The organism is bacterium, assembly GCA_020440705.1.
Lineage (GTDB): Bacteria > Krumholzibacteriota > Krumholzibacteriia > LZORAL124-64-63 > LZORAL124-64-63 > JAGRNP01.
In genome coordinates, this window is sequence record JAGRNP010000011.1 from 34,037 (window position 1) to 56,156 (window position 22,120).

The following is a 22,120-nucleotide window of genomic DNA, read 5'->3' on the forward strand; positions in this document are numbered from 1 at the left end:
TCCACGGCTACTCCATCAGGGTTTTGAGGTCATCGACGTTGACGGTGCGGCGGCGGCGGAAGATCTCCACCAGCAGGGCGAGCCCGATGGCCGCCTCGGCGGCCGCGACCGCGAAGTTCATGAGCACGAAGACGTGGCCGCCGGCGTCGCCGTTCTGGCGGGCGAAAGCGGCGAAGACGATGTTCACGCTGCTGAGCATGAGCTCGACGCACATGAGCATCACCAGGGTGTTCCGGCGCACGACGAAGCCCACCATGCCCGTCAGGAAGATCACCGCCGCCAGCAGCAGGTAGTGGGTCAGCGTTATTTCCACGGCAGCTTCCTTTCTTCCTTGCCCAGGGCCAGGGCGCCGATCAGGGCCACCAGCAGCACGATCGAGATCAGTTCGAAAGCCAACAGGTACCGGCCGAGCAGGAGGCTCGCCACGTGGGACGGACCGCCGAACCCCGCCGCCGGCGCCGGGCCGAAGGCCGTGCTCCCGTTGCCCTGCAGGTAGCCGCCGATCATCACGACCACGGCCAGGGGCGGGATCGCCACGGCCGGCCACAGCGGCAGCTTCAACAGCTTGCGCTCGCCTTCGAGCTCGGGGCCCTGCAGCATCATGATCACGAAGAGGAAGAGCACCATGATCGCGCCCGCGTAGACCAGCACCTGCAGCACGGCGAGGAAGGGCGCGTGCAGCAGCGCGAAGATGCCCGAGGCCGCGATGAACGAGAAGATCAGCCACACCGCCGACACCACGGCGCTGCGCTGGAAGACGGTCATCAGCCCGCCCAGCACCATCATCGCGCCGCAGAACCAGAACAGGAAAGCTTCCATGTCACATCCCTTTCGCGGCTACTTCAGCGTGCCGTCGGTCGTGTTGTTCAGGAGGAAGTCCTTGTCGACGACGAACTTCTCCCGCTTGTCGGCGGCGATCTCGTAGATGCCCGTGTCCAGCCGGATCGCGTCGCAGGGGCAGGCCTCCTCGCACAGCCCGCAGTACACGCAGCGCAGCAGGTCGATGTCGAACGAGAGCGGATACTTCTCGATGGTCGGGTCCGGATGTTCGGCCGCGACGATCTTGATGCAGTCGGCCGGGCAATAGGTCGAGCACATCTGGCAGGCCACGCAGCGGGGCGTGCCGTCCTCGCGCTGCATCAGCCGGTGCCGGCCGCGGAAGCGGTCGCCGTAGACGCGCTTCTCCTCCGGGTACTGCATGGTGGGCATCTCGTCGGTGGCGAAGACGTTCCGCACCAGGTGCTTCATCGTCACCGCGAGCCCCTTGACCACCTCGACGAGGTAGATCGACTCGAGGAAGTTCGTCTTCTTCGAGCCCGCTTCCTTGGGCAATCCTGCGAAGTTCATGTCACTCCTCGTCGAACGCGTTCTATCACACCAGCGCCATCACCACGGCGGTGACGACGAGATTGGCCAGTCCCAGGGGCAGCATGACCTTCCACCCCAGGTGCATCAGCTGATCGTAGCGGAACCGCGGCAGCGTCCAGCGCACCCAGATGAACAACCAGGCGAAGAACACGACCTTGCCGACGAAGGCCGCGATCTGGAAGATGGTCGCCACCAGTTCGGCGCCCTGCGGCCCGATGGCCCAGGGCTTGAGCAGCAGGCCGCCGGCGGCCGCCACGGCCACCACGAACCACAGGCCGGCGCCGAGCACGGGCTCGCGGTCGCGGGCATCGCCGAACTTGCCCTTCTCCTTCTGCACCCGCCGCATGAAGAGCATGGCGAAGACGACGCTGACGAGGGCGATGCCGACGAGCTTGAGGGTCAGCAGCAGGCCGGCGTGGGCCTCGAGGGCCGGCCGGGGCAGCCACGGGATCTGGTAGCCGCCGAAGTAGAAGGCCGTGATCAGCGCCGCGCCCACCACCATGTGGCAGTATTCGGCCATGAAGAACAGGGCGAACTTCAGCGAGCTGTACTCGAGGTGGAAGCCGGCCACGATCTCCGATTCGCCCTCGGGCAGGTCGAACGGGTTGCGGTTCGTCTCGGCGAAGACCGCCGTGATGAAGAGCACGAAGCCCAGCGGCTGCACCACCACGCCCCACTTGGGCAGCACGCCCCAGATCAGGTCGCCCTGGCCCGCGACGATGTCGGTGATGCGCAGGCTCGAGAAGATCAGGAAGATGCCCATCAGGGCCAGGCCCATGCTGATCTCGTAGCTGATCATCTGGGCCGAGGCCCGGATGCCGCCGAGGAAGGTGAACTTGTTGTTGGAGGCCCAGCCGCCCATGACCACGCCGTAGGTGCCGAGGCTCGCCACCGCCAGCACGTACAGCGCCCCCACCTGCAGGTCGGCCACCACCAGCGGAATCTTCTTCCCGGCGATGGTGATGTAGTCGCCGAACGGGATCACGGCGTACGAGCTGACGGCCACGGCCATGGCCAGCCAGGGCGCCAGGTTGTAGAAGGCCCGGTGGCGCGCGGCGGGCTGCACGTCCTCCTTGAACAGGAGCTTCAGCACGTCGGCGATGGGATGCACCAGTCCGGCCAGGCGCACGCCGGCGATGCCCGCGCGGTTCGGCCCGGTGCGGTCCTGGATGAAGGCCGCGCCCTTGCGCTCGGCCCAGATCAGCACCGGCACCATCCCCATGATCAGCGCGAACATGAAGACGATCTTGGCCAGCGATTCCAGCACGATCGGCATCAGCCTTCACCTCCGGTGGGCGTTCCGCTCGCCGCCGTGGCCGGGGCGAGGCCCAGCGCCGGGAGCTTGTTCAGGTTCACGTCGGCGAGGCCGAGGGCGGCGGCCAGGTCCTGGCGCAGGGCCTTGAGGCTGCCGGGGGCGTCGTCGCCCTTCAACTCGGCCAGGATCCGCCAGTCCTCCCGCGCGCTGCCGGGGCGGACGACCGCCTGCTGGAAGCGCTGCAGCCGGCCGTCCTTGTTGACGAAGATGCCGGTCTTCTCGGCCCAGGACGCGCCGGGCAGCACCAGCGCCGCCGCCTGCGCGGTCGCGTTGGCGTGGGTGCCCACGTAGATCACCTTGCCGTGGCCGGCGATGGCGCCCGCGACGGCCTCGTCCGCGGCCGGATCGCCGCCCAGCACCAGCACCGCACCGCTCGCGCCCCGGATCGCCGCCGCCAGCGCGGCGCCGTCCTGCTCGGCCAGGCCGAGCAGCTCGAGGCCCCTGCGGTTCGGCGTGCGGTCGGCCTGCAGCAGCATGCCGTCGGCCTCGCCCAGCCCGGCGCCCGCCAGGCCGCCGCTCACCGTGCCGGCCAGGCCGCGCAGCAGGAAGAGCTCCTCGAGGCTCTGGTGCGGGCTGCCCACGGCCAGGCCGATGCCGCCGGCGGTCAGATCGGCGAGGACCGCGCCGAGGTCCGCCCAGCGCAGGACGTCCCCGCCGCGGCGCGGGTCCTGCAGCCGGTTCTCGGCGTGGACGTCCTTGTAGATCATGCGGCCCTTGTCGCACATCCAGGGGCCGTTCACGTCCGGGTTGCGCCGCGGCTTCAGGCGGTAGACCCGGCCGGCCTCGTGGTCGACGCGCACGTTGCAGCCCATGCTGCAGCCCGGGCAGATCGACTCGGCCGCCTTGAGCATCCAGACCCGCTTCTGGAAGCGGAAGTCGCGGCTGGTCAGGGCGCCCACCGGGCAGATGTCCACGGTGTTCAGGCTGTAGTTGTTGTCGAGCTCGACCCCCGGCGGCGTGCCGATCTCGGCCCGGTCGCCCCGGTTGTAGATGCCCAGCTCGCCCGTGCCCGTGACCTCGTTGCAGAAGCGCACGCAGCGGCTGCACAGCACGCAGCGCTCCTGGTCGAGGATCACGTGGGGGCCGATGACCTCGGCCTTGGCCTTGTTGACCTTGTCGTCCTGCTCGACCTTCGAGTCGTACAGGCCGTAGGTCATGTACTGGTCCTGCAGGCCGCACTCCCCCGCCTGGTCGCAGATGGGGCAGTCGACCGGGTGGTTGACCAGGTGCATCTCGAGGATCTGCTGGGCCGCCCGGCGCACGCGGTCGTTCCGCGTGTGGACGACCATGCCGTCGCGCACGCCGGTGTTGCAGGCGATCGTGAGCTTCGGCATGCCCTCGACCTCGACCTGGCACAGCCGGCACACGCCCGCCACCGACAGGTCGGGGTGGTAGCAGAAGTGCGGCAGCGCCTCGCCACGGGCCTCGGCGCAGGCGTCGAAGAGGCTGGTTCCGTCGGGAACCTCGATCTCCTTGCCGTCTATCGTCAACTTGGCCATCGGTTACTCCTGCTCCCCGCGCGGCCAGCGGCTGCGCGGGCCGGCGGTCGCGGTTTCCTGGATGAGGGCCTCGAACTCGGGGCGGAACTTGTTCAGGAAGCTGCGCATGGGCATCACGGCGGCGTCGCTCAGCGGGCAGATGGTCAGGCCCGCCATGCCGTTGCAGACGTGCTCGAGCAGGTCGAGGTCCTCGGCGGTCCCCTCCCCCCGGCGCAGCTTCTTGACGATCTTGTGCAACCAGCCCGTGCCCTCGCGGCACGGCGTGCACTGGCCGCAGCTCTCGTCGAAGTAGAAGTGCATCAGCACCTGGATGAGCTCGACCATGTCGCAGCTCTGCGGAATGATGATCATGCCGCCGGACCCCAGCATGGTGCCGGCGTTCATCAGCGATTCGTAGTCCAGGTTGCAGTTCATGATCTCGTCGGCGGGCAGGACGGGCACCGAGCTGCCGCCCACGATCACGGCCTTCAGCTCCTCGCCGTCGACCATGCCGCCGAGCCAGTCGTGGAAGAACTCGCGGAACGGCAGACCCAGCGGGATCTCGTACACGCCCGGGTTCTTCACCGGGCCCGAGACCGAGAACAGCTTCGTGCCGCACGACTTCTCGGTGCCGAAGGCCTTGTAGGCCTCGGCACCGTTGTTGATGATCCAGGGCACCGAGGCCACCGACTCGACGTTGTTGACGATGGTCGGCTTGCCCAGGAAGCCCGCCACCGCGGGAAAGGGCGGCTTGATGTTCGGCTGGCCCTTGCGGCCCTCCACCGAGTTGATCAGGCCCGTCTCCTCGCCGCAGATGTAGGCGCCCGCGCCCTTGTGGACGATCATCTCCAGGTCGTAGCCGCTGCCCAGGATGTTCCTGCCCAGGTAGCCCGCCGCATAGGCCTCGTCCACGGCCGCCTGCACGCGGTCGACCAGCCAGCCGAACTCGCCGCGGATGTAGATGAAGGCCAGCTTCGCCCGCACGGCGAAGCAGCTGATGATGGTGCCCTCGATGGTCTGGTGCGGATCGTAGTCGAGGCACAGGCGGTCCTTGAAGGTGCCCGGCTCGGACTCGTCGGCGTTCACGAAGAAGTAGATCTCCTGGGCGGCCTCGGGCACGAAGCCCCACTTGACGCCGGTGGGGAAGCCGGCGCCGCCGCGGCCGCGCAGGCCCGCGTCCTTGACCACGTCCCGCACCTCGACCGGCTGCATCGACGACAGGACCATCTTCAGGGCCCGGTAGCCGCCGTCGGCCTCGTACACCGGGAGCTTGTGGCCGTCGTCGCGCCCGAACCGGGACGAGAGGATGTTGAAGCGACTGCGATCCATCCTACTGCCCCCCTTCGGCGACCAGGCGGTCGGTGTCGGCCCGCGGCACGACGCCCCGCTTCAGGCTGTCCAGGATCCCGTCCACCTTCTCCGGCGTCAGGTGCTCGTAGAGGTGCCTGCCGAGCTGCAGGCAGGGCCCCATGCCGCAGGCCCCGAGGCACTCGACGCCCTCGAGCTGGAACATCCCGTCGGGCGTGCGCTCGCCGAGCCGGATGCCGAGGCGCTTCTCCATGTGGGCGATCAGCGGCCGGGCGCCCATGATGTGGCAGGAGATGTTGTGGCACACCTGCAGGGTGTGCTTCGCCTGGGGCTCGGTGCGGAACATGGTGTAGAACGAGAGCACCTCGTGCACGCGGGCGCGGCTGACGCCGAGCTTCTCGTGCAACAGCGTCACGCCTTCCTCGGGCACGTAGCCGAGCTCGTCCATGATGACCCAGATGCAGGGCATGATGGCGCTGGCCTTCGTCGGGTAACGCCCGATCAGGGCGTCGATCCGCGACCGGCTCTCGCTCGAGAGGTTGAAGGGGGTTTCACTCATCGGCATTCTACCTTCCACGCCGTGGCCTAGCGGTCCAGCTCACCGGCAATGATGTTCAGGCTGCCCAGGGTGGCGATCGCGTCGGGGATCATCCGGCCCTGGACGATGGTCGTGTACGAGGAGAAGATCGGGAAGCACGGCGGCCGCACCTTCATGCGGTAGGCGTGGCCCGTGCCGTCCGAGACGCTGAAGAAGCCCAGCTCGCCGTTGGCGCCCTCGCCGAAGCCGTAGCCTTCGCCCCGCGGCACCTTGATGCCTTCGTAGACCAGCTTGAACTGGTTCATGACGCCTTCGATGCTGTGATAGACGTTCTGCTTCGGCGGGATGATGATGTCGTGGTTGTCGATGTCCACCGGCCCGTCGGGCAGCTTGTCGAGGGCCTGCAGCACGATCGAGCGGCTCTGGATGATCTCGGCCAGGCGCACCATGATGCGATCGTGGGTGTCGCCGGCGCTGCCCGTGGGGATGTCGAAGTCGTACTGCTCGTAGCCCGAGTAGGGCGCGTGACGGCGCAGGTCGTAGGCCAGTCCCGTGGCCCGCAGCGCCGGGCCCGTGTAGCCGAAGCTGAGGGCCGTCGCGCTGTCGATGGCCCCCACCCCCACGGTGCGGTCCAGGAAGATCCGGTTGCGCGCCACGAGCTTCATCACGTCGGTGTGGGCCGCGACCAGGTCGTCGAGCTTGCTGCGGATCTCCGCCTCGAAGCCGTCGTACAGGTCGTGGCTCATGCCGCCGATGCGCGCGTAGTTCGTGGTCAGCCGCGAGCCGCACAGCTTCTCCAGCGACTCGTAGATGCTCTCGCGCACGTTGTACAGGTACCAGTAGTTGGTCAGGGCGCCGATGTCGACCAGGTTCGTGCACACGCAGACCAGGTGGTCGATGATGCGCGACAGCTCGCTGACGATGACGCGGATCGCCTGCGCCCGGGGCGTGGCCTCGACGCCGCACATCTTCTCGATGGCCATGGCGTAGATCGAGTTGTTCAGCATGGCCGAGCAGTAGTTCAGGCGGTCGGTGTACGGCATCACCTGGGCCCAGGTGTGGTCCTCGGCCTCCTTCTCGAAGCAGCGGTGGATGTAGCCGATCTCCGACTTCGCCTCGAGGATCGTCTCGCCGTCGAGCAGGCACTCCACGCGCAGGGCGCCGTGCATGGCCGGATGGCTCGGGCCGAGGTTCACCGTCAGCAGGTCCGAGGGGTGCACCTCGTCGATGGCCCCGTGCACGTCGGCCGCCTGGCTCGTGGCCCGCCGCGCCGCCCGCGCGATGTCCTCGTCGTCGAAGAGCTTCTCCGGCCGCGTGCACTCCTGCCCCTGCTCGATGGGGTAGTCCTTGCGCAGGGGGTGCCCCTCGAACTGGTGGTGGCAGAGGATGCGGCGCAGGTCCGGGTGGTCGGCGAAGGTCACGCCGAACATGTCGTACACCTCGCGCTCGGCCCAGTTGGCGCTCCGGTACAGGCCGCTCAGGGTGGGCACCGGCTCGTCCTCGTCCGTGCGCACCCGCACCTGGATGCGGTGGTTCTTCTCCCACGACCGCAGCAGGTAGACGACCTCGAACTCCTCGTCCCGCTCCGGATAGTGCACGCCCACCACATCGGAGAGCTGCTCGCACGCCTCGCGGTCCCGCAGGTGGGCGACGACGGCGGTCAGCTTGTCCCGCGGCACGGTCACGGACTCGTCGCCGTGCTGGCTGTCCGTGGCCAGGATGTCCGCACCGAACTGCTGCCGGAGTCTCTCGACCAGCTTCTGGCTCATGCTTTTCCGTCCCTGGCGCGGCGCCCCGGGCGCGCGCCGGCTGGAGTGTGATCACGCGCGGGAGCTAGGCCTGTTCCCGGATCGCGTGGCGCACGTGGGAAGGCACCAGGCCCTCCTTCTCGACCTTGTCCTGGATCTGGGTCAGGGCGAACAGCAGGTTCTCCGGCGTGGGCGGACACCCGGCCACGTACACGTCGACCGGGATCACGTGGTCGGCGCCCTGCAGGGTGCTGTAGTTGTTGTAGAACCCGCCGCTGCTGGCGCACACGCCCATGGCGATGACCCACTTGGGCTCGGCCATCTGCGCGTAGATGGTCTTGAGGATCGGCGCCTGCTTGTAGCTGATGGTGCCGGCGATGATCATCATGTCGCTCTGCCGCGGCGAGAAGCGCACCAGCTCGGCGCCGAAGCGGCTGATGTCGTTGTACGACGACACGGTGCTCATGAACTCGATGGCGCAGCACGCGACGCCGAAGGGCAACGGCCACAGGGAGTACTTGCGCCCCCAGTTGACCGCCTGCCGCAGGCGCGTCGTGATGAAATTGCTGGGGCTTTCGAGGTCTACTGCCATTCGAGCCCCCCTTTCTTCCAGATGTAGATGAATCCCACCAGGAGCACCGCCACGAAGGCGCCCATCTCGCCCAGGGCGAACAGGCCGTGCCCCGCCTCCAGCAGCCCCTTGTACATGATCACCCAGGGGTAGAGGAAGACGGCTTCCAGATCGAACAGCAGGAAGAAGAGCGCGACCAGGAAGAACCGCACGAAGAACCGGATCTGGGTCGAGCCGCGCACCGGGATGCCGCACTCGTAGATCGAGTCCTTCAGGGGCGAGGGCCGCGAGGGCCCGAGCCAGAAGCTCAGTCCCAGGAAGAGTCCCGCGAAGGCCGCCCCGACGAGGAGCACGAGCAGCACGGGAATGAACTGTTCGAACATGGGCACTCCCAAGGGAGGGGTCGTTGACGATCGGACGGTCGGCCCGCCGCGCCGGCGTCAGCGCAGGTGCTTTGGGGAGACCGGTTTGTTGCAAAAATAACAGACTAGTTGAGGGTGTCAACCGAACCCTGACCGTTGGACGAAAGAATGTCCGGGTGGGTCGGAAACTGGCCATCCGCGTCGGCCGGGGCGAACGGCGTCCACGCCCGCCCCCGGCCACAGCTAAAGATAACCTCATACGGACGGCCACTTTCGCCCGCCGCCGGCCGCCGCTCCGGGACACGCCCGTCCGGCACGCCGGTTGCGTGGCCCGGCACCGAACAGCCCCCCTTTCCCGGAAACAGGAGAAGCGAACATGGCTCCGAACACGACCGCGACCGCCCCCGCCGCCGCCCCGGACCTGGCCGAGATGGTGACCGCCGGCACCGACGCCCTGAACGACGGCGACCTGCGCCTCGCCCTCGAGCGCTTCGAAGCCGTGGTCAACACCTTCCCCGACCGCCCCGAGGGCCACAACAACCTCGGCGCCCTCTACTCGTCCCTCGGCGAGTACGGGAAGGCCGAGACGTGCTTCGACCACGTGCTGGACCTGCTGCCGGAGAACCCGAACGTGCGCTACAACCGCGGCCTCGTGCGATCGCGACAGGAGAAGCACGACGCGGCCCGCGACGACTTCCAGGCCGTGCTGAAGCTCACGCCCAACGACCCGGACACCCTGAACAACCTCGGTGTCTCCGACTTCATGCAGGGACGCCTCGACGAGGCCCGCCGGCACTTCGAGACCGCCCTGAAGGTCCGGCCCGGCTACGCCAACGCGTTCCTGAACCTGGTCGACCTGGCCTGGCAGACCGACGGCGCCGACCGCGCCGCCCGCATGTGCGGCGAGTTCCTCGCCTCGCACCACGACACCGAGGTCCAGCGCCGCCACCTCGAGCTGCAGATCAGCGCCGCCCGCGAGCACCTGCAGGGCGCCCTGGTCGCCGCCGATGCGGTGATGGTCGTCGACGCCAACCCGGTCGTCGCCGCCGAGCGCGAACGCATCGTCCACGCCCTGGCCGCCTGGCACCGCGAGGCGTCGGCCCACGGCTGATCCGACTCCGGGCAGAAACCGGGATTTCCCCCCACCCGGGCATCTGCTAACCTGAAGGCCACCGCTGCGGCGGTGGCCTTCTGTCGTCGCCGCCCCGCCCCAGCCCCGGGAGATCCCGTGTTCGTGCACCTCAACGGCCGCCTCGTGCCCGCCGACCAGGCCCGGGTCAGCGTCTTCGACGGCGGCTACACCGCCGGCGACGGCGTCTACACCACCCTGCGGCTCTACGCCGGACGCCCCCTCGACCTGCCGGCCCACTGGGCGCGTCTGGCCCGCCAGACCGCCGCCCTTGAGATCCCGTTTCCCCTGGACGAGGCCGGCCTGCGCCGGGCGGTGGCCGAACTGGCCGAGCGCAACGGGCTGACGGACGGCGACGGGCGGCTGCGCATCACCGTCAGCCGCGGCGGCTCGCCCGACGACCCGCTGCCCCTGACGCGCCTGGCGGCGATCCCCTCGACCGTCGTCATGACCCTGGTCCCGGTGGCGCCGGCCCTGGCCGAATGGGCCGCCGACGGCATCCCCGTCGTCGTCCTCGACGACGCCTACGCCCGCGGCAGCTTCCCGCACCTGAAGACCCTCAACGGCCTCGCTGCGGTCTCGGCCCTGCGGCGGGCCGCCGCCGCCGGCTGCCCGGAGGCCCTGCTGACCGGACCGGACGGCCGCCTGCTCGAGGGGGCGGTCAGCAACATCTTCGTCGTGCGGGACGGGCGCCTGGCCACCCCCACGGTCGGTGACGGCTTCCTGGCCGGACGCACCCGCGAACGCATTCTCGGCCTGGCCGCCGGCCTCGGCCTGCCCGCCGGCGAGGCCGTCCTGCGCCGCGAAGACCTCGCCGCCGCCGCCGAGGTCTTCGTCGTCAGCAGCGTCCGCGAGGTGCTGCCGGTGGTGCGCATCGACACGGTGCCCGTGGGCGACGGCCGCCCCGGCCCGGTCACCCGCCGCATCCAGGCGGCCTACCGCGAGCTCATCGACCGCGCCCTGGTCGAAGATTCCGGCGCCTGAGCGCCGCGCCCCCGCACGCCCCGCAAGAAAACGACCGCCCCGCGGTGCGGGGCGGTCGCCGGAACGGGCCTCGGGCCGGCTCAGAAGTCGAAGCTCGTCTCCTGGGCCTTGAACGTGTTGAAATCGTCATGGTCGGCCGGGGGCAGGTCGTTGCGGATGTCGCGCGGCTGCTGCGGCGCCGGCGCGCCGGCCAGGGCGATCTCGCTCTTCATGCTCGCCAGGTCGATGTACTCGTCCGAGGCCGCGATCAGGTCGGTGCTCGTCATCTCGCGCAGCGCGCACACCTCCACGTGGATCCCGCGCCGGCCGAGGGCCGCCACCAGCGGCTGGAAGTCGCCGTCGCCGGTGCAGAGGATGATCGAGTCGAGCTGGGCCGAGAGTTCCAGGGCGTCGATGGCCATTTCCATGTCGAGGCAGCCGCGCACGTTGCGCGTGCTGGGGTCGTTCTCGTTGAAGTTCTTGATCTCCTTCGTGACGACCGTGAACCCGTTCAGCTTGAGGAAGTTGATGAAATCGATCTTCCCTTCGGACTGGTTGCTGATGGCGGTGTAGAAGTACGACCGCACCAGCCGTCGGCCGGCGGCGAGCTTCGCGCACAGCTTCAGGTAGTCCATCCGCATGTTCATATGCTTGGCGCTGTAATGGATGTTCTCGCCGTCGATGAAGATCGCGACGCGGTCCATGGGGTTCGTGCTGTACATTCCCGATACCTCTAGAAACTCGGAATCATGACGGGGGCCGGTAAGCCGGCCGGCTGGGCGAGACGGCAGAAGGGAGCATCGCTTTGGCGATCCTCCCCTCTGCCCCGGAATATAGCCCGGCCGACTTCGATTCGCAATCGCGTTTTGGCCGGTCAGACCCCGATCCCCGGTTCGGCCGCCGGGGCGGCGCCGTCGCCCCGCCGCCAGGCCCCGAGGGCCCGCCGCAGGTTCTCCGCCCACACCGTCGCCAGGCGGTAGTAGGTCGGCATCACCAGCAGCGTCAGCAGGGTGCTCGAGGCCAGGCCGCCGCTGATGGCACGGGCCATGGGGTAGTACTCGGCGTCGCCCACGTGGGCCCCGTGGAAGACCGCCAGGGGCAGCAGGCCGAGGATGGTCGTGCCCGCGGTCATCAGGATCGGCCGCAGGCGGTCGCCGCCGCCGGCCAGGATCGCGGCGTCCAGATCGAGGCCCGCCTTGCGCCGCCCGTTGATGTGGTCGACGAGCACGATCCCGTTGTTCACGACGATGCCGATCAGGATCACCATGCCGATCATCGCCATCATGTTGAACGGCGTGCCGGTGGCCATCATCAGCCAGAAGACGCCCAGCGAGGCGAAGGGCACCGTGCCCATGACCACCAGCGGATAGAGCAGCGACTCGAACAGGCTCGCCATGACGAAGAAGACGCAGGCCAGGGCCAGCAGCATGTTGGCCCCCATCTCCGACTCCTGCTCCTGGGCCCGCACGATGTTGCCCCCGAAGTTCCAGCCGTAGCCGAACGGCAGGTCCAGCCCGTCCATCAGCGGCCGGATCTGCTCGATGGCGTCGTCGAGCTTCTCCCCGTCCCAGGTGCCGGTGATGGTGACGCCGGTGCGCTGGTCGCGGCGGAAGATCCGCTCGGGGCTCTTGCCGAACTCGAAGTCGGCGATCTGCGCGAGCTGCACGGCGCGGCCGTCGACCGACCCCACCGTCAGCAGGGCCAGGTTCTCGATGGACTCGGCATCGTCCGGCCAGAGGCTCACGACGAGATCGATCTCCTTCTCGCCCGTGTTCAGGCGGGGCAGCAGCACGCCGCGGTAGGTCAGCCCCATGATCTGCGACACCGTGGCCGGCGAGATGTTGTACCGCCCGGCCTGGTCGCGATCGACCTTGATGCGGATCTCGGCCTTGCCGTTGTCGTCGTCGCTGCGCAGGTCGCCGATGCCCTCGATCAGGCCGAGGCGCCGCTTGGCCTCCTCCGCGTACTCCTCGAGAAACTCGGTCTCCTCGCCGGAGATCGTCACCGAGAAGGTCTTGGCGCCGGAATCCTGTCCGTCGTCGCCACCGAAGCGGTAGGTCAGGCCCGCCTGCACCGGCAGGTTCTCCCGCAGGTCGTCCCGCACCTCGCGGAAGAACTCGTCCGAGACGACGCCGTCCTCGAAGAAGAGCGTGATGCCGCCGCCGTCGGCCACGTAGTACGAGTAGATGTCGCGCAGGTCGAGGTCGTCGCGGCGCGTCTCGCAGTACTCGGTCGCCCGGGCCACCATGGCCTCGGAGGTCGTCTTGTCCACCGGGCCGGTGTAGTCGAAGCCGATGCGCAGGCTCTCGCGGCGGATGCCCTGGTCGCCCTCCGTGTCCGGCTTGAAGCCGGTCAGCTTCATGCCGCCCACGGTGATCGCCAGCACCGCGGGCACGATCACCAGGGCCGTCAGCACCGGGTGCCGGATGGCGGTCCAGGACAGCATGCGCACGTAGACGCGCTTGACCGCCAGCAGCCAGCGCGCCTCCTTGATCTCGCCGCCGGTGCGGGTCATGCGGATCGAGAGGGCCGGGATCACGGTCAGGCTCACCAGCAGCGAGAAGATCAGGGTCACGCTGATGGTGATGCCCACCTCGCCCAGCCACACCGACAGCTCGTCGGCCTTGCTCACGACCACCGGCGCGAAGACGATGACCGTGGTCAGGGTGGAGGCGACGATGGCCGTGCCTACCTCCTTGGTGCCCCGCGCGGCCGCCGCCACCGGGTTGTTCCCCGCGTGCTGGCGGCGGTGGATCGACTCGAGCACCACCACGGCGTTGTCCACGAGCATGCCCACGCCGAGCATCAGCCCCATCATGGTCAGGACGTTCAGGGTGCGTCCCGTCAGGAAGAGGAAGATGCACGTCCCCAGGATCGAGATGGGGATCGCGATGCTCACGACCAGCGTCATGCTCAGCCGCCGCAGGAACAGGTACAGGATCGCCACGGCCAGCACCGAGCCGAAGAGCCCGCCCTGCAGCAGCGACCGCAGCGAGTCGGTGATCTGGTCGGCCTGGTTGAAGAACGAGAAGCTGTTGATCCCCTGCAGGGCCGGATCCTCGTTGATGCGCCCGAGCTCGGCCTCGACGGCGCGGCACACCTCGACGGTGTTGTAGCCCGACGCCTTCTGGATCCAGAAGGCGATGGCCGGTTCGCCGTTGAGCACCCGGCCATAGGCCAGCGCCGGCGCCCCGTACAGCACGTAGGCCACGTCGCCGAGGCGCAGGCCGCGCTCGTCGATGGGCAGCTCGCGCAGCTCCTCGACGCCGTGCAGGCCCGACACGGTGCGCACGTCGTAGCGCAGCCCCTCGTCCGTCACGCGCCCGACCGTCAGCTCCACGTTCGCCGCCTGCAGTTCGCGGAAGAGCCGGTCGACATCGACGTTGTGCTCCATGATCTTGTCGAAACGCAGGTACACCGAGGCCTGGGTCGGATTCACGCCGTCGATGTTCACGCGCCCCACGCCGGGAATGCGCTGCAGCGGCTGGATGATCTTCTGGTCGATCAGGTCGTAGCTCTCGGAGAGGTCGCGTCCCTTGGCCGAGATGCGCCCCTCGATGATGGGGATGTCGTTGCTGTTGAAGGTGAGCAGGAAGATCTGCTGGATGTCCGCCGGCAGCTGGCTGCGGATCTGGTCGATCTTCTCCTTCACCTCCATGCGCAGCAGGTTCACGTCGCGGCCCCACTCGAAGGTCACGCCCACCTGCACCTCGCCGGCGTCGGCGTAGCTGAAGGTCTGCTTCACGCCGCCGAGGGTCGACAGCACCTCCTCGATGGGGCGCACGATCTCGCGCTCGTTCTCCGAGGGGATGCCGCCCTGGTAGGGCACCCACACCGCGATGAAGGGGAACTCGACCCGCGGCAGGAAGTCCAGGGGCACCTTGATGATCGAGACGGCGCCCAGGAGCACGATGGTGGCCAGGCCCATGGCCAGGGTCACCGGCCGGCGCAGGGAGAGGAACGTCAACCACATCTCAGGCGTCCTTCCCCGCCGAGCGCAGCGTCGCCCCCGCGAGGGGCGGCACCACGCCGGCGCGATCGGCCCCGCGCACCCGCAGCTTCTCGCCGCCGGTCAGCAGGGTGTAGATCACGGGCACGACGACCAGGGTCAGCAGCGTCGCCAGCAGCAGGCCGGCGATGACGGTCACCGCCAGCGGCGCGCGCAGTTCGGCCCCCTCGCCCAGGCCCAGCGCCATGGGCAGCAGGCCGAGCACCGTCGTGGCGGTGGTCATCAGGATCGGCCGCAGCCGTTCGTGCCCCGCCCGCACCACGGCCTCGCCCAGCTCCAGCCCCCGCGCCCGCAGCTGGTTGATCCGGTCGACCAGCACGATGCCGTTGTTCACGACGATGCCCGCCAGCATGATCGCGCCGATGATCGCGATCACCGAGACGCTCAGCCCGCGCAGGTACAGGCCGTAGACCGCGCCGCTCATGGCCAGCGGCACCGTAAACATGATGATCAGGGGGTACACGAAGCTCTCGAACTGGGCGGCCATGACCAGGTAGACCAGGAAGATCGCCAGCAGGATGGCCATGCGCAGCGAGCGGAACGACGAATCCATCTCCTCGTTCTGGCCGCCCATCTGGATGGCCACGCCCGCCGGCAGCGACAGCCCGCGCAGCCGGGCGCGGATGTCCGCCGTCACCGAGCCGAGGTCGCGGCCGGACAGGTTGGCCGAGACGATGGCCACCCGCTTGCTTCCCAGGCGATGGATCTCCGACGGCCCCGTCACCACCGACATGGCCGCGATGCTGCCCAGCCGGATGGGCACGCCGTCGATCTCGGTCACGATGAGGTCCGCGATGGCCGTCAGGGTGTTGCGCTGCTCGTCGGTGTTCAGCACGCGGATGTCGACGTGGCGCTCGCGGTCGCGGAAGCGGCTGGCCACCGTCCCGCGCACCTTGCCGCGCACCGTCTCGGAAACGGTCCCCAGGCTCAGCCCGTAGCGGTTCAGCTTGTCACGGTCAAACGTCACCTGCACTTCGGGCGAGCCCGGGACCATGGCCAGGCGCAGGTCCCGCAGGCCAGGCACCGCCTGCAGGCGCTCGAGCACCTGGTCGGCCGTCGCCTGGAGGTCTTCCAGGCTGTAGCCGTACACGTTCACCTCGACCGGCGCCCCGAAGGCCATCAGCGACTGCCGCCGCACCTTCATGCGCAGGTCCGGATGGTTCTTCAGCACGCCGCGGATGTCCTCGAGGATCCGCGCCTCGGCGAGGGCCGTGGCCTCGCTCAGCTTCACCTGCACCTCGGCGCGGTTCTCCTTGCGCCGCTGGGCCGTGGTGCCCGCCTCGCGCGAGAGCCCCACGCCGCCCACCACCAGGTCGATGCCCGGCAGGGCGGCGAGGTCGGCCTCGACCGCGCCGATAATCGCCTCGGTGCGGCTCAGGGGCGTGCCCTCGGGCAGTTCGAAGGCCAGGGTGAATTCGCCGCGCGACAGGGGCGGCACGAGCTCCGAGCCCAGCCGCGGCCACAGCAGCCCGGCGCCCCCCGCGATGGCGGTGACGATCACCAGCACCGCCACCCGGTGGCGCAGGGCCGCGCCCAGCACGCGCACGTAGCCTTCCTGCGCCAGGGGGAAGGTGCGTTCGAAGAGCCAGCAGGCCGGCCACAGCAGGGCCCGCACCACCAGCCGGCCCAGGGCCAGGACCAGCTTCGCCAGCCGGATCAGCGCCGCCACCAGGCCGATGGTCAGGAAGAGCCCGCCCAGACGCGGCCCGCGCGCGTACCAGCGGCCGTCACCGGCGTACCGCGCCCACGAGCCGTACCACGACAGCGCCGGATCGCCGCTGCGCCCGCCGCCGGCCCCGAAGGCGGCCGCCATGGGCGTGAAGGTCAGGGCCACCACCAGGGAGACGGCCAGGGAGAAGGTCACGGTCAGGGCCTGGTCGCGGAAGATCTGGCCCGCCACGCCCACCACCACGAAGACGATGGGCACGAACACGGCCAGGGTCGTCAGGGTCGACGCCGTCACGGCGCCGGCGACCTCGCCCGCGCCGCGGGCCGCGGCCTCGGCTGCGTCGCCGTCCGGTCCGGCCTCCTCGCGCCGCCGGTAGATCGACTCCAGCACGACGATCGAGTTATCCACGAGCATGCCCACGCCGAGGGCCAGGCCGCCGAGGGACATGATGTTCAGGCTCACGCCGCGGGTGAGCATCAGGATGAAGGTGGCCACGATCGAGATGGGGATGGCCACGCCGATGATCAGGGTGCTGCGGAAGTCGCGCAGGAAGACGAAGAGCACGATCACCGCGAGCAGGCCGCCCACCAGGGCGTTGTTGCGCACCTCGCGGATGGCCTGGTCGATGAAGGTCGACTGGTCGAAGAGGACCTCGGCCTGCATGCGGTCCGGCAGCTGCTTCTCCAGGCGCGCGAGGTGGGCCTTCACGCGCTGGGCCATCTCGACGATGTTGGCGTCGCCCTCCTTGAAGACCGAGATCTCCACCGACTCGCGGCCGCCGATGTGGGTGACGGTGGTGCGTTCCTTGTGCGTGCGGGTGACCGTCGCCACCTCGCCCAGGCGCACGGTCTTGCCGTCGATATTGGCGATGGTGACGTCCTCGATGTCGGCCAGGTCCTCGAAGCGGCTCAGGGTGCGCACGATGTACTCGGCGTTGCGGTCGCGCAGGCGCCCGCCCGACGCGTTGATGTTCTCCTCGGCGAGCACACGGCTCACCGTCCCGATGGGGATGCCCAGGGCCGACAGGCGCGTCTCGTCCACCGCGACCCGGATCTCCTCCTCCAGCCCGCCCGAGACCTGCGCCGCCGCGACGCCCTCGAGGGCCTCGATCTCCTTCTTGAGCACGTCGTCGGCCACGTGCCGCAGGTTCACCAGCGAAGCGTCGCCCGTCAGGCCGATGCGCACGACCGGGTCCTGGCTCGGATCGTACTTGAGCAGCAGGGGCACCGTGGCCTCGGCCGGCAGCCGCACCAGGTCGATCTTCTCGCGCACGTCCAGCGCCGCGTAGTCCATGGGGGTGCCCCAGTTGAACTCCAGCGTGATCTGGGACAGGCCGGCCTGGCTGATGGAGTGGATCCGCCGCAGGCCCGGCACCACGCCCACGGTCTCCTCGAGGGGGCGCGTGACCAGGTTCTCCACGTCGACCGGCGCCGTGCCCGGGAAGTCGGTCTGCACCGTCAGGCTCGGGTAGCGGATCTCCGGCAGCAGGCGCAGGTCCAGGCGCCCGAGGCTCGTCATGCCGAACACGACGGCGGCGAGGGTCACCATCCACACGGTCACGGGATGGGAAACGGCGTAGCGGATCACTTTCATGACGGCTCTCCGGGTTCCGGGAAGGCGGCCGGCGCGGGGCCGGCCGCCATGAAGATGCGCTGGGCTAGCGGTCGCGGTCGGCGAGGGCGGTGACGGTCTCGGGCTTGGCGGCGGGATCGCGCGCCACGTCCTCCTCGGCGCCCACGTACCCGACGGCTTCGCCGTTGAGGGCCTTGATGGGCGTCCCCGTGCGCAGGCCGCCCTGCCCCATGGTGACCACGAAGTCGCCCTCGAAGAGCCCTTCGAGCACCTCGACATGCGATTCGTCGTACAGGCCTGTCTCGATCTCGACCTTGCGGACGGTGTCGGCCTCGGCCACGAAGACGTTGCGCAGGGCGCCCTCCTCGACCAGGGCGGTCTTGGGAATGGCCAGGGCGTCGTGGTGCTGGTCGGTGGTGATGCGCACCTTGACGAAACCGCCCACGCGGGCCGCCTCGCCGGCGGCATCGCCCTCGAGCAGGAGGGTCAGGCGCACGGTGCTGGTGGCCGGATCGACCACGGGCGAGACCCGCTCGACCGACGCCTCGAGCTCCACGTCGGCGGCCTCGGGAGCCACGAGCACGCGCTGCCCGGGCGCGACCTTGCGGGCGACGGCCTCGGGCAGGTGCACCCGCACCCGCAGCGGGCTGAAATCGCCCACGGTGAAGGCGGGCGCGGCCAGGGCCAGCTGCTGGCCCGGCACGATGTGCCGTTCGGTCACGCGGCCGGCGAACGAGGCCCGCACGCGGGTGTCCTCCAGGGCGATCTCGGCCAGGTCGCGCTCGGCCTTGGCCATGCGCCAGGCCGACTCCTGGTCGTCGAATTCCTGCTGGGAGATGAGCTGCTCCTCGAGCATGCGGGCGCTGCGGTCGCGCTGGCGTTTCTTGTCGGCGACGGTCAGGTCGGCCTTCTCGAGCTGGATCCGCTCGCGGTCGTTCTCCAGCTCGGCCAGGATCTGGCCCTCGCTCACCCAGTCGCCCTCTTCCACGTTCACCGCGCGCACGCGCCCGGCGGTGCGGCCCACGAGCGCGACCAGACGGTCGGCCTCGATGACCGACGCGGCCCGGTAGTACGCCGCGATGCTGCGCCCCTCGACCAGCGCCAGTTCCACGGGCACGGGCTTGACCTCGGGCTTGCCGTCCTCGTTGCCGTCGGTGGGGTCGCCGGCGACGTCGGCGCCGGTGGTGTCGGCCAGGGCGGCGGCCGGGCCCGGGGCCCCGGGCAGCATGCCCTTGAAATAGAGGGCGCCGCCGACGCCCCCCAGCACCAGCAGCACACCCAGGCTCACGATCAGGAACTTCCCTCTGCTCATTGCGGCCCTCCCGGGGCTATTTCGATTCACGGTGGCGCGTGTCGGAGTCGGTCGGGTGGCGGGGGCGCCCTCGGCGAGACCGCCGCCGCCAGGGAAGACGCACGAAGGGACGGCAGGGTTGCATGGGATCGCGGACCGGTTGCCTCCGGCATCGCGATCCCGTAGACTTCTGCAGGGCAACCGTGCCCGCTCCGACACGCATCAGGGGGGATTCCATGCGTCTGTTCGCCCGTTCCGTTTCGCTTCTCGCCATGCTGCTGGTCCCCGTCCTGGCCGGCGCCGCCAAGTCGCCCGCGGCCGCCAGCGCCCCCCGCGCGCCGGAGTTCGCGGCCGCGCAGGCGGCGATCGCGTCCACCGCCGCCGACACCCTGCTGCTCTACGGCGGCCCCGCCAGCGGCGACGGCAAGTTCCAGGACGATCTCGACCCGTCCCTGCCCGACGACGAGGGCTGGATGACCCTCGCCGACTTCGAGGGCCCCCTGTTCCACGTCGACACTTTCAACGCCGAGCTCCTGGACCCCGGCTTCAGCCCCAACCACGCCATGTGGTGCGGCGCCTACTTCCGGCCCTGCACCGGCGAGCCCGACGCGCCCCAGCCCGGCTACGGCCTCGGGCAGGCGGAGTACCTCACCTGGAGCGGGCCGGTCGCCTCCCCCGGCGACTCGGTCCTGGTCAACGTCACGGCGATCATGAACTACGAGATGGAGCCGGGTTACGACTACATCTACTTCGAGGCCCTCGAGGACGGCGTCTGGGTCCGCATCGCCGACTGGACCGATTCGAACCGGACCTTCTACGGCGGCGGCGTCTTCGTGCCCGAGGGGGTCGACCTGAGCTTCATGCTCGGACCGGATTCGTACGTCGACGGCGACCACGTGCACCTGCGCTGGTATTTCCGCTCGGACCTGGCTTTCAGCGACGAGGACTGCGCCTACCCCACCGACGGCGCGGTGCAGATCGACAATATCGCGGTCCGCTTCGACCAGGGCGCCGGCCCGGTGCTCCAGACCAGCGATGACTTCGAACCGGGCAGTCCCGTGTCGTGGGAGCCCCACAAGGCCCAGGAGTGCTCCGACGCCGCCATCGAACCGCTGCTCGAGGGCCCCGGCCACGTGCCGGCCAGCAACACCACCCCGCAACTCGCCTTCCTGGCCGACGGCACCGGCTGCAGTCCCGTGCCGCTCGCCGACGGCGGGGACAGCTACGGGCCCGGCGGGCTGATCGTCGACTGCGAGGACCTGCAGGATCTGCTGTACTACCATTCCGAACGCGACTGGGTGTCGCCGGTCATTCCCCTGCCGGACATGACCGACTACGACGCCGTCCTCATCGAACTGGACGCCTATCTGCGCGCGGGCAACGACGAGGGCCCCTACCTCCGCGTCGCCTACCGGCTGACCAGCGACGGGCTCACCTGGAACGTCCCGCGCAACACCGCGTACGCGAGCTTTCCCTCGACCGACCGGCGCCGGATCCGGTTCCTCATCGACCACGTCTACACGAACCACGTCAGCGACGCGGTGGGCATCCAGGTGATGCTCGGCGCAGCACGCTACCGCGGCTACAACGAAGGCTGCTGGGACGGCGTGGCCGCCCCCTGGGTCGACAACGTCGCCGTCAAGGCCATGCGGCACACCGCTCCGGTCATCGCCGCGGCGCCCGGCTTCGAGGACGCCGTGGCTTCGTCCGGCGCGGGACTGCCGTCGGTCGTGACCACGCACTTCCACGTCGCCGCCCCCCGACGCGGCGCCTCGCTGGCCGGGGCAGCGGAGATCCACTGGATCCTCGAACCCAACCCCGCCAACGACGCCCTTCGCACCAGCGCGCCGCCCAACCCCCTCGTCGGGGTCGACGTGGGTGGCACCCCCGGCAGCACCGCAAGCTACATCGCGCGGAATTTCCGCTTCGCCCTGCCGACCGCCGGCTTCCTCTTCCCCGGCGACCGGCTGCGCTACTTCGTCCGGGCCGTCGACGACGTCGCCGGCGACCTGGGCACCGCCCTGATGCCCGCCGACACCACCGGCTTCAGCGACTTCACGACCGACACCTACCCCGAGGACTTCCGTTGGCGCGTGCTGCCCTCGACGCTGCCGGCCGCCCCGGATTCCCAGCCGACGATCCTGGTCTGGGACGGATCGGAAGACCCGGACGAGCGCGCGGCGTTTCTCGCCGCCCTGGCTGAGCTCGGCCTCGAGCCCGACCGGGACTTCGACTACATGGCGACCAGGCCGGAGAGCAACCCGTTCGTCCAGGTCAACCCCGCGAGTCTTGCCGGATACGCCACCATCCTCATGGACGTCGGCGACCGCGCCCTGACCTGGGGCTGGGAGACCGGCAATCCCCAGGGGTGGCTCGGACTCGGGAGCCGCAACCTGATGGTCTTCGGCAACAATCTCCTCGAGGGCGCCTACTACGGGACTCGCACGCCGCTGATCGAGGACCTCGTCGGCGCGGCGCTGACGGCCTCCCGCGTCGGCCCCTTCATCGACGGTCAGGCCGTCGCCGGCCTCGTGCCCACGGGCGCGCTGGCGGGCATCACCACCGCCCTGGTCGCCGACGGCGGCAACAACGGCGAATTCGACGCCATGGCGCCGGCCGCCGGCCAGGAGCTCTACGCCTTCGCGGCTCCCGGCGGCGGCGCGGGCGGATACCCGGTCGCCGGCGCCGTCCTGCACGAACCGGCCGGCACCGGCTCACGCGTCGTCGCGTTCCCCATCGCCTTCGGCCGGCTCGCCACGCCGGACGGCCATACCGGTCCCCGCTCGGCGCCGGCCGACT

At 69.6% G+C, this 22,120-nt stretch carries 17 protein-coding genes; 3 read left to right on the forward strand and 14 right to left on the reverse strand.

What is annotated here, in order from left to right; genetic code table 11:
• Positions 1-7: 7 nt before the first annotated feature.
• From nuoK to ndhC, 10 genes are all read right to left on the reverse strand, one after another.
• Positions 8-313 (reverse strand): NADH-quinone oxidoreductase subunit NuoK, encoded by a 306-nt coding sequence (gene nuoK, locus KDM41_03335; protein ID MCB1182441.1) that lies wholly within the window; start codon positions 311-313, stop codon positions 8-10.
• Positions 304-819 carry an NADH-quinone oxidoreductase subunit J gene (locus tag KDM41_03340; GenBank protein MCB1182442.1) on the reverse strand — a complete coding sequence of 172 codons (516 nt, stop codon included), beginning with the start codon at positions 817-819 and terminating at the stop codon, positions 304-306. Before KDM41_03340 ends, nuoK begins: the two co-directional genes overlap by 10 nt.
• 18 nt (positions 820-837) lie before the next feature.
• Positions 838-1,347 (reverse strand): NADH-quinone oxidoreductase subunit I, encoded by a 510-nt coding sequence (locus KDM41_03345; protein MCB1182443.1) that lies wholly within the window; start codon positions 1,345-1,347, stop codon positions 838-840.
• A 25-nt stretch (positions 1,348-1,372) separates the two neighbouring features.
• Positions 1,373-2,644 carry an NADH-quinone oxidoreductase subunit H gene (locus KDM41_03350; protein MCB1182444.1) on the reverse strand — a complete coding sequence of 424 codons (1,272 nt, stop codon included), beginning with the start codon at positions 2,642-2,644 and terminating at the stop codon, positions 1,373-1,375.
• The gene (locus KDM41_03355; GenBank protein ID MCB1182445.1) at positions 2,644-4,182 is read right to left on the reverse strand and encodes a (2Fe-2S)-binding protein; all 1,539 of its coding nucleotides are present in this window, start codon (positions 4,180-4,182) and stop codon (positions 2,644-2,646) included. The genes KDM41_03350 and KDM41_03355 overlap by 1 nt, the downstream gene beginning before the upstream one ends.
• A gap of 3 nt (positions 4,183-4,185) precedes the next feature.
• The gene (gene nuoF, locus KDM41_03360; protein ID MCB1182446.1) at positions 4,186-5,490 is read right to left on the reverse strand and encodes an NADH-quinone oxidoreductase subunit NuoF; all 1,305 of its coding nucleotides are present in this window, start codon (positions 5,488-5,490) and stop codon (positions 4,186-4,188) included.
• Between the two features lies 1 nt (position 5,491).
• Positions 5,492-6,028 (reverse strand): NAD(P)H-dependent oxidoreductase subunit E, encoded by a 537-nt coding sequence (locus KDM41_03365; GenBank protein ID MCB1182447.1) that lies wholly within the window; start codon positions 6,026-6,028, stop codon positions 5,492-5,494.
• A gap of 26 nt (positions 6,029-6,054) precedes the next feature.
• Positions 6,055-7,437 carry an NADH-quinone oxidoreductase subunit D gene (locus KDM41_03370; GenBank protein ID MCB1182448.1) on the reverse strand — a complete coding sequence of 461 codons (1,383 nt, stop codon included), beginning with the start codon at positions 7,435-7,437 and terminating at the stop codon, positions 6,055-6,057.
• Positions 7,438-7,840: 403 nt separating this feature from the next.
• The gene (gene nuoB, locus KDM41_03375; protein MCB1182449.1) at positions 7,841-8,347 is read right to left on the reverse strand and encodes an NADH-quinone oxidoreductase subunit NuoB; all 507 of its coding nucleotides are present in this window, start codon (positions 8,345-8,347) and stop codon (positions 7,841-7,843) included.
• On the reverse strand, positions 8,338-8,709 hold the full coding sequence (gene ndhC, locus KDM41_03380) for an NADH-quinone oxidoreductase subunit A (GenBank protein MCB1182450.1): 372 nt from the start codon (positions 8,707-8,709) through the stop codon (positions 8,338-8,340). The genes nuoB and ndhC overlap by 10 nt, the downstream gene beginning before the upstream one ends.
• Positions 8,710-9,064: 355 nt before the next feature.
• On the opposite strand from ndhC, the gene KDM41_03385 reads away from it, so the two are divergent.
• Both KDM41_03385 and KDM41_03390 read left to right on the forward strand, forming a co-directional pair.
• The gene (locus KDM41_03385) at positions 9,065-9,799 is read left to right on the forward strand and encodes a tetratricopeptide repeat protein (GenBank protein MCB1182451.1); all 735 of its coding nucleotides are present in this window, start codon (positions 9,065-9,067) and stop codon (positions 9,797-9,799) included.
• A 117-nt stretch (positions 9,800-9,916) separates the two neighbouring features.
• Positions 9,917-10,801 carry an aminotransferase class IV gene (locus KDM41_03390; protein MCB1182452.1) on the forward strand — a complete coding sequence of 295 codons (885 nt, stop codon included), beginning with the start codon at positions 9,917-9,919 and terminating at the stop codon, positions 10,799-10,801.
• An 80-nt stretch (positions 10,802-10,881) separates the two neighbouring features.
• On the opposite strand, the gene KDM41_03395 is transcribed toward KDM41_03390, so the two are convergent.
• From KDM41_03395 to KDM41_03410, 4 genes are all read right to left on the reverse strand, one after another.
• Entirely contained in the window at positions 10,882-11,502 is a 621-nt protein-coding gene (locus KDM41_03395; GenBank protein MCB1182453.1) for an NYN domain-containing protein, read from the reverse strand.
• A gap of 152 nt (positions 11,503-11,654) precedes the next feature.
• Complete coding sequence (locus KDM41_03400) at positions 11,655-14,753, reverse strand: efflux RND transporter permease subunit (protein MCB1182454.1); 3,099 nt, start codon at positions 14,751-14,753, stop codon at positions 11,655-11,657.
• 1 nt (position 14,754) lies between these two features.
• Entirely contained in the window at positions 14,755-18,051 is a 3,297-nt protein-coding gene (locus KDM41_03405) for an efflux RND transporter permease subunit (protein ID MCB1182455.1), read from the reverse strand.
• Positions 18,052-18,115: 64 nt separating this feature from the next.
• Positions 18,116-19,342, reverse strand: coding sequence for an efflux RND transporter periplasmic adaptor subunit (locus tag KDM41_03410; GenBank protein ID MCB1182456.1), 1,227 nt, complete (start codon positions 19,340-19,342; stop codon positions 18,116-18,118).
• 215 nt (positions 19,343-19,557) lie between these two features.
• Between KDM41_03410 and KDM41_03415 the strand changes: the two genes are divergently transcribed.
• On the forward strand, positions 19,558-22,120 hold a 2,563-nt coding region (locus KDM41_03415; GenBank protein MCB1182457.1), incomplete at its 3' end, for a hypothetical protein.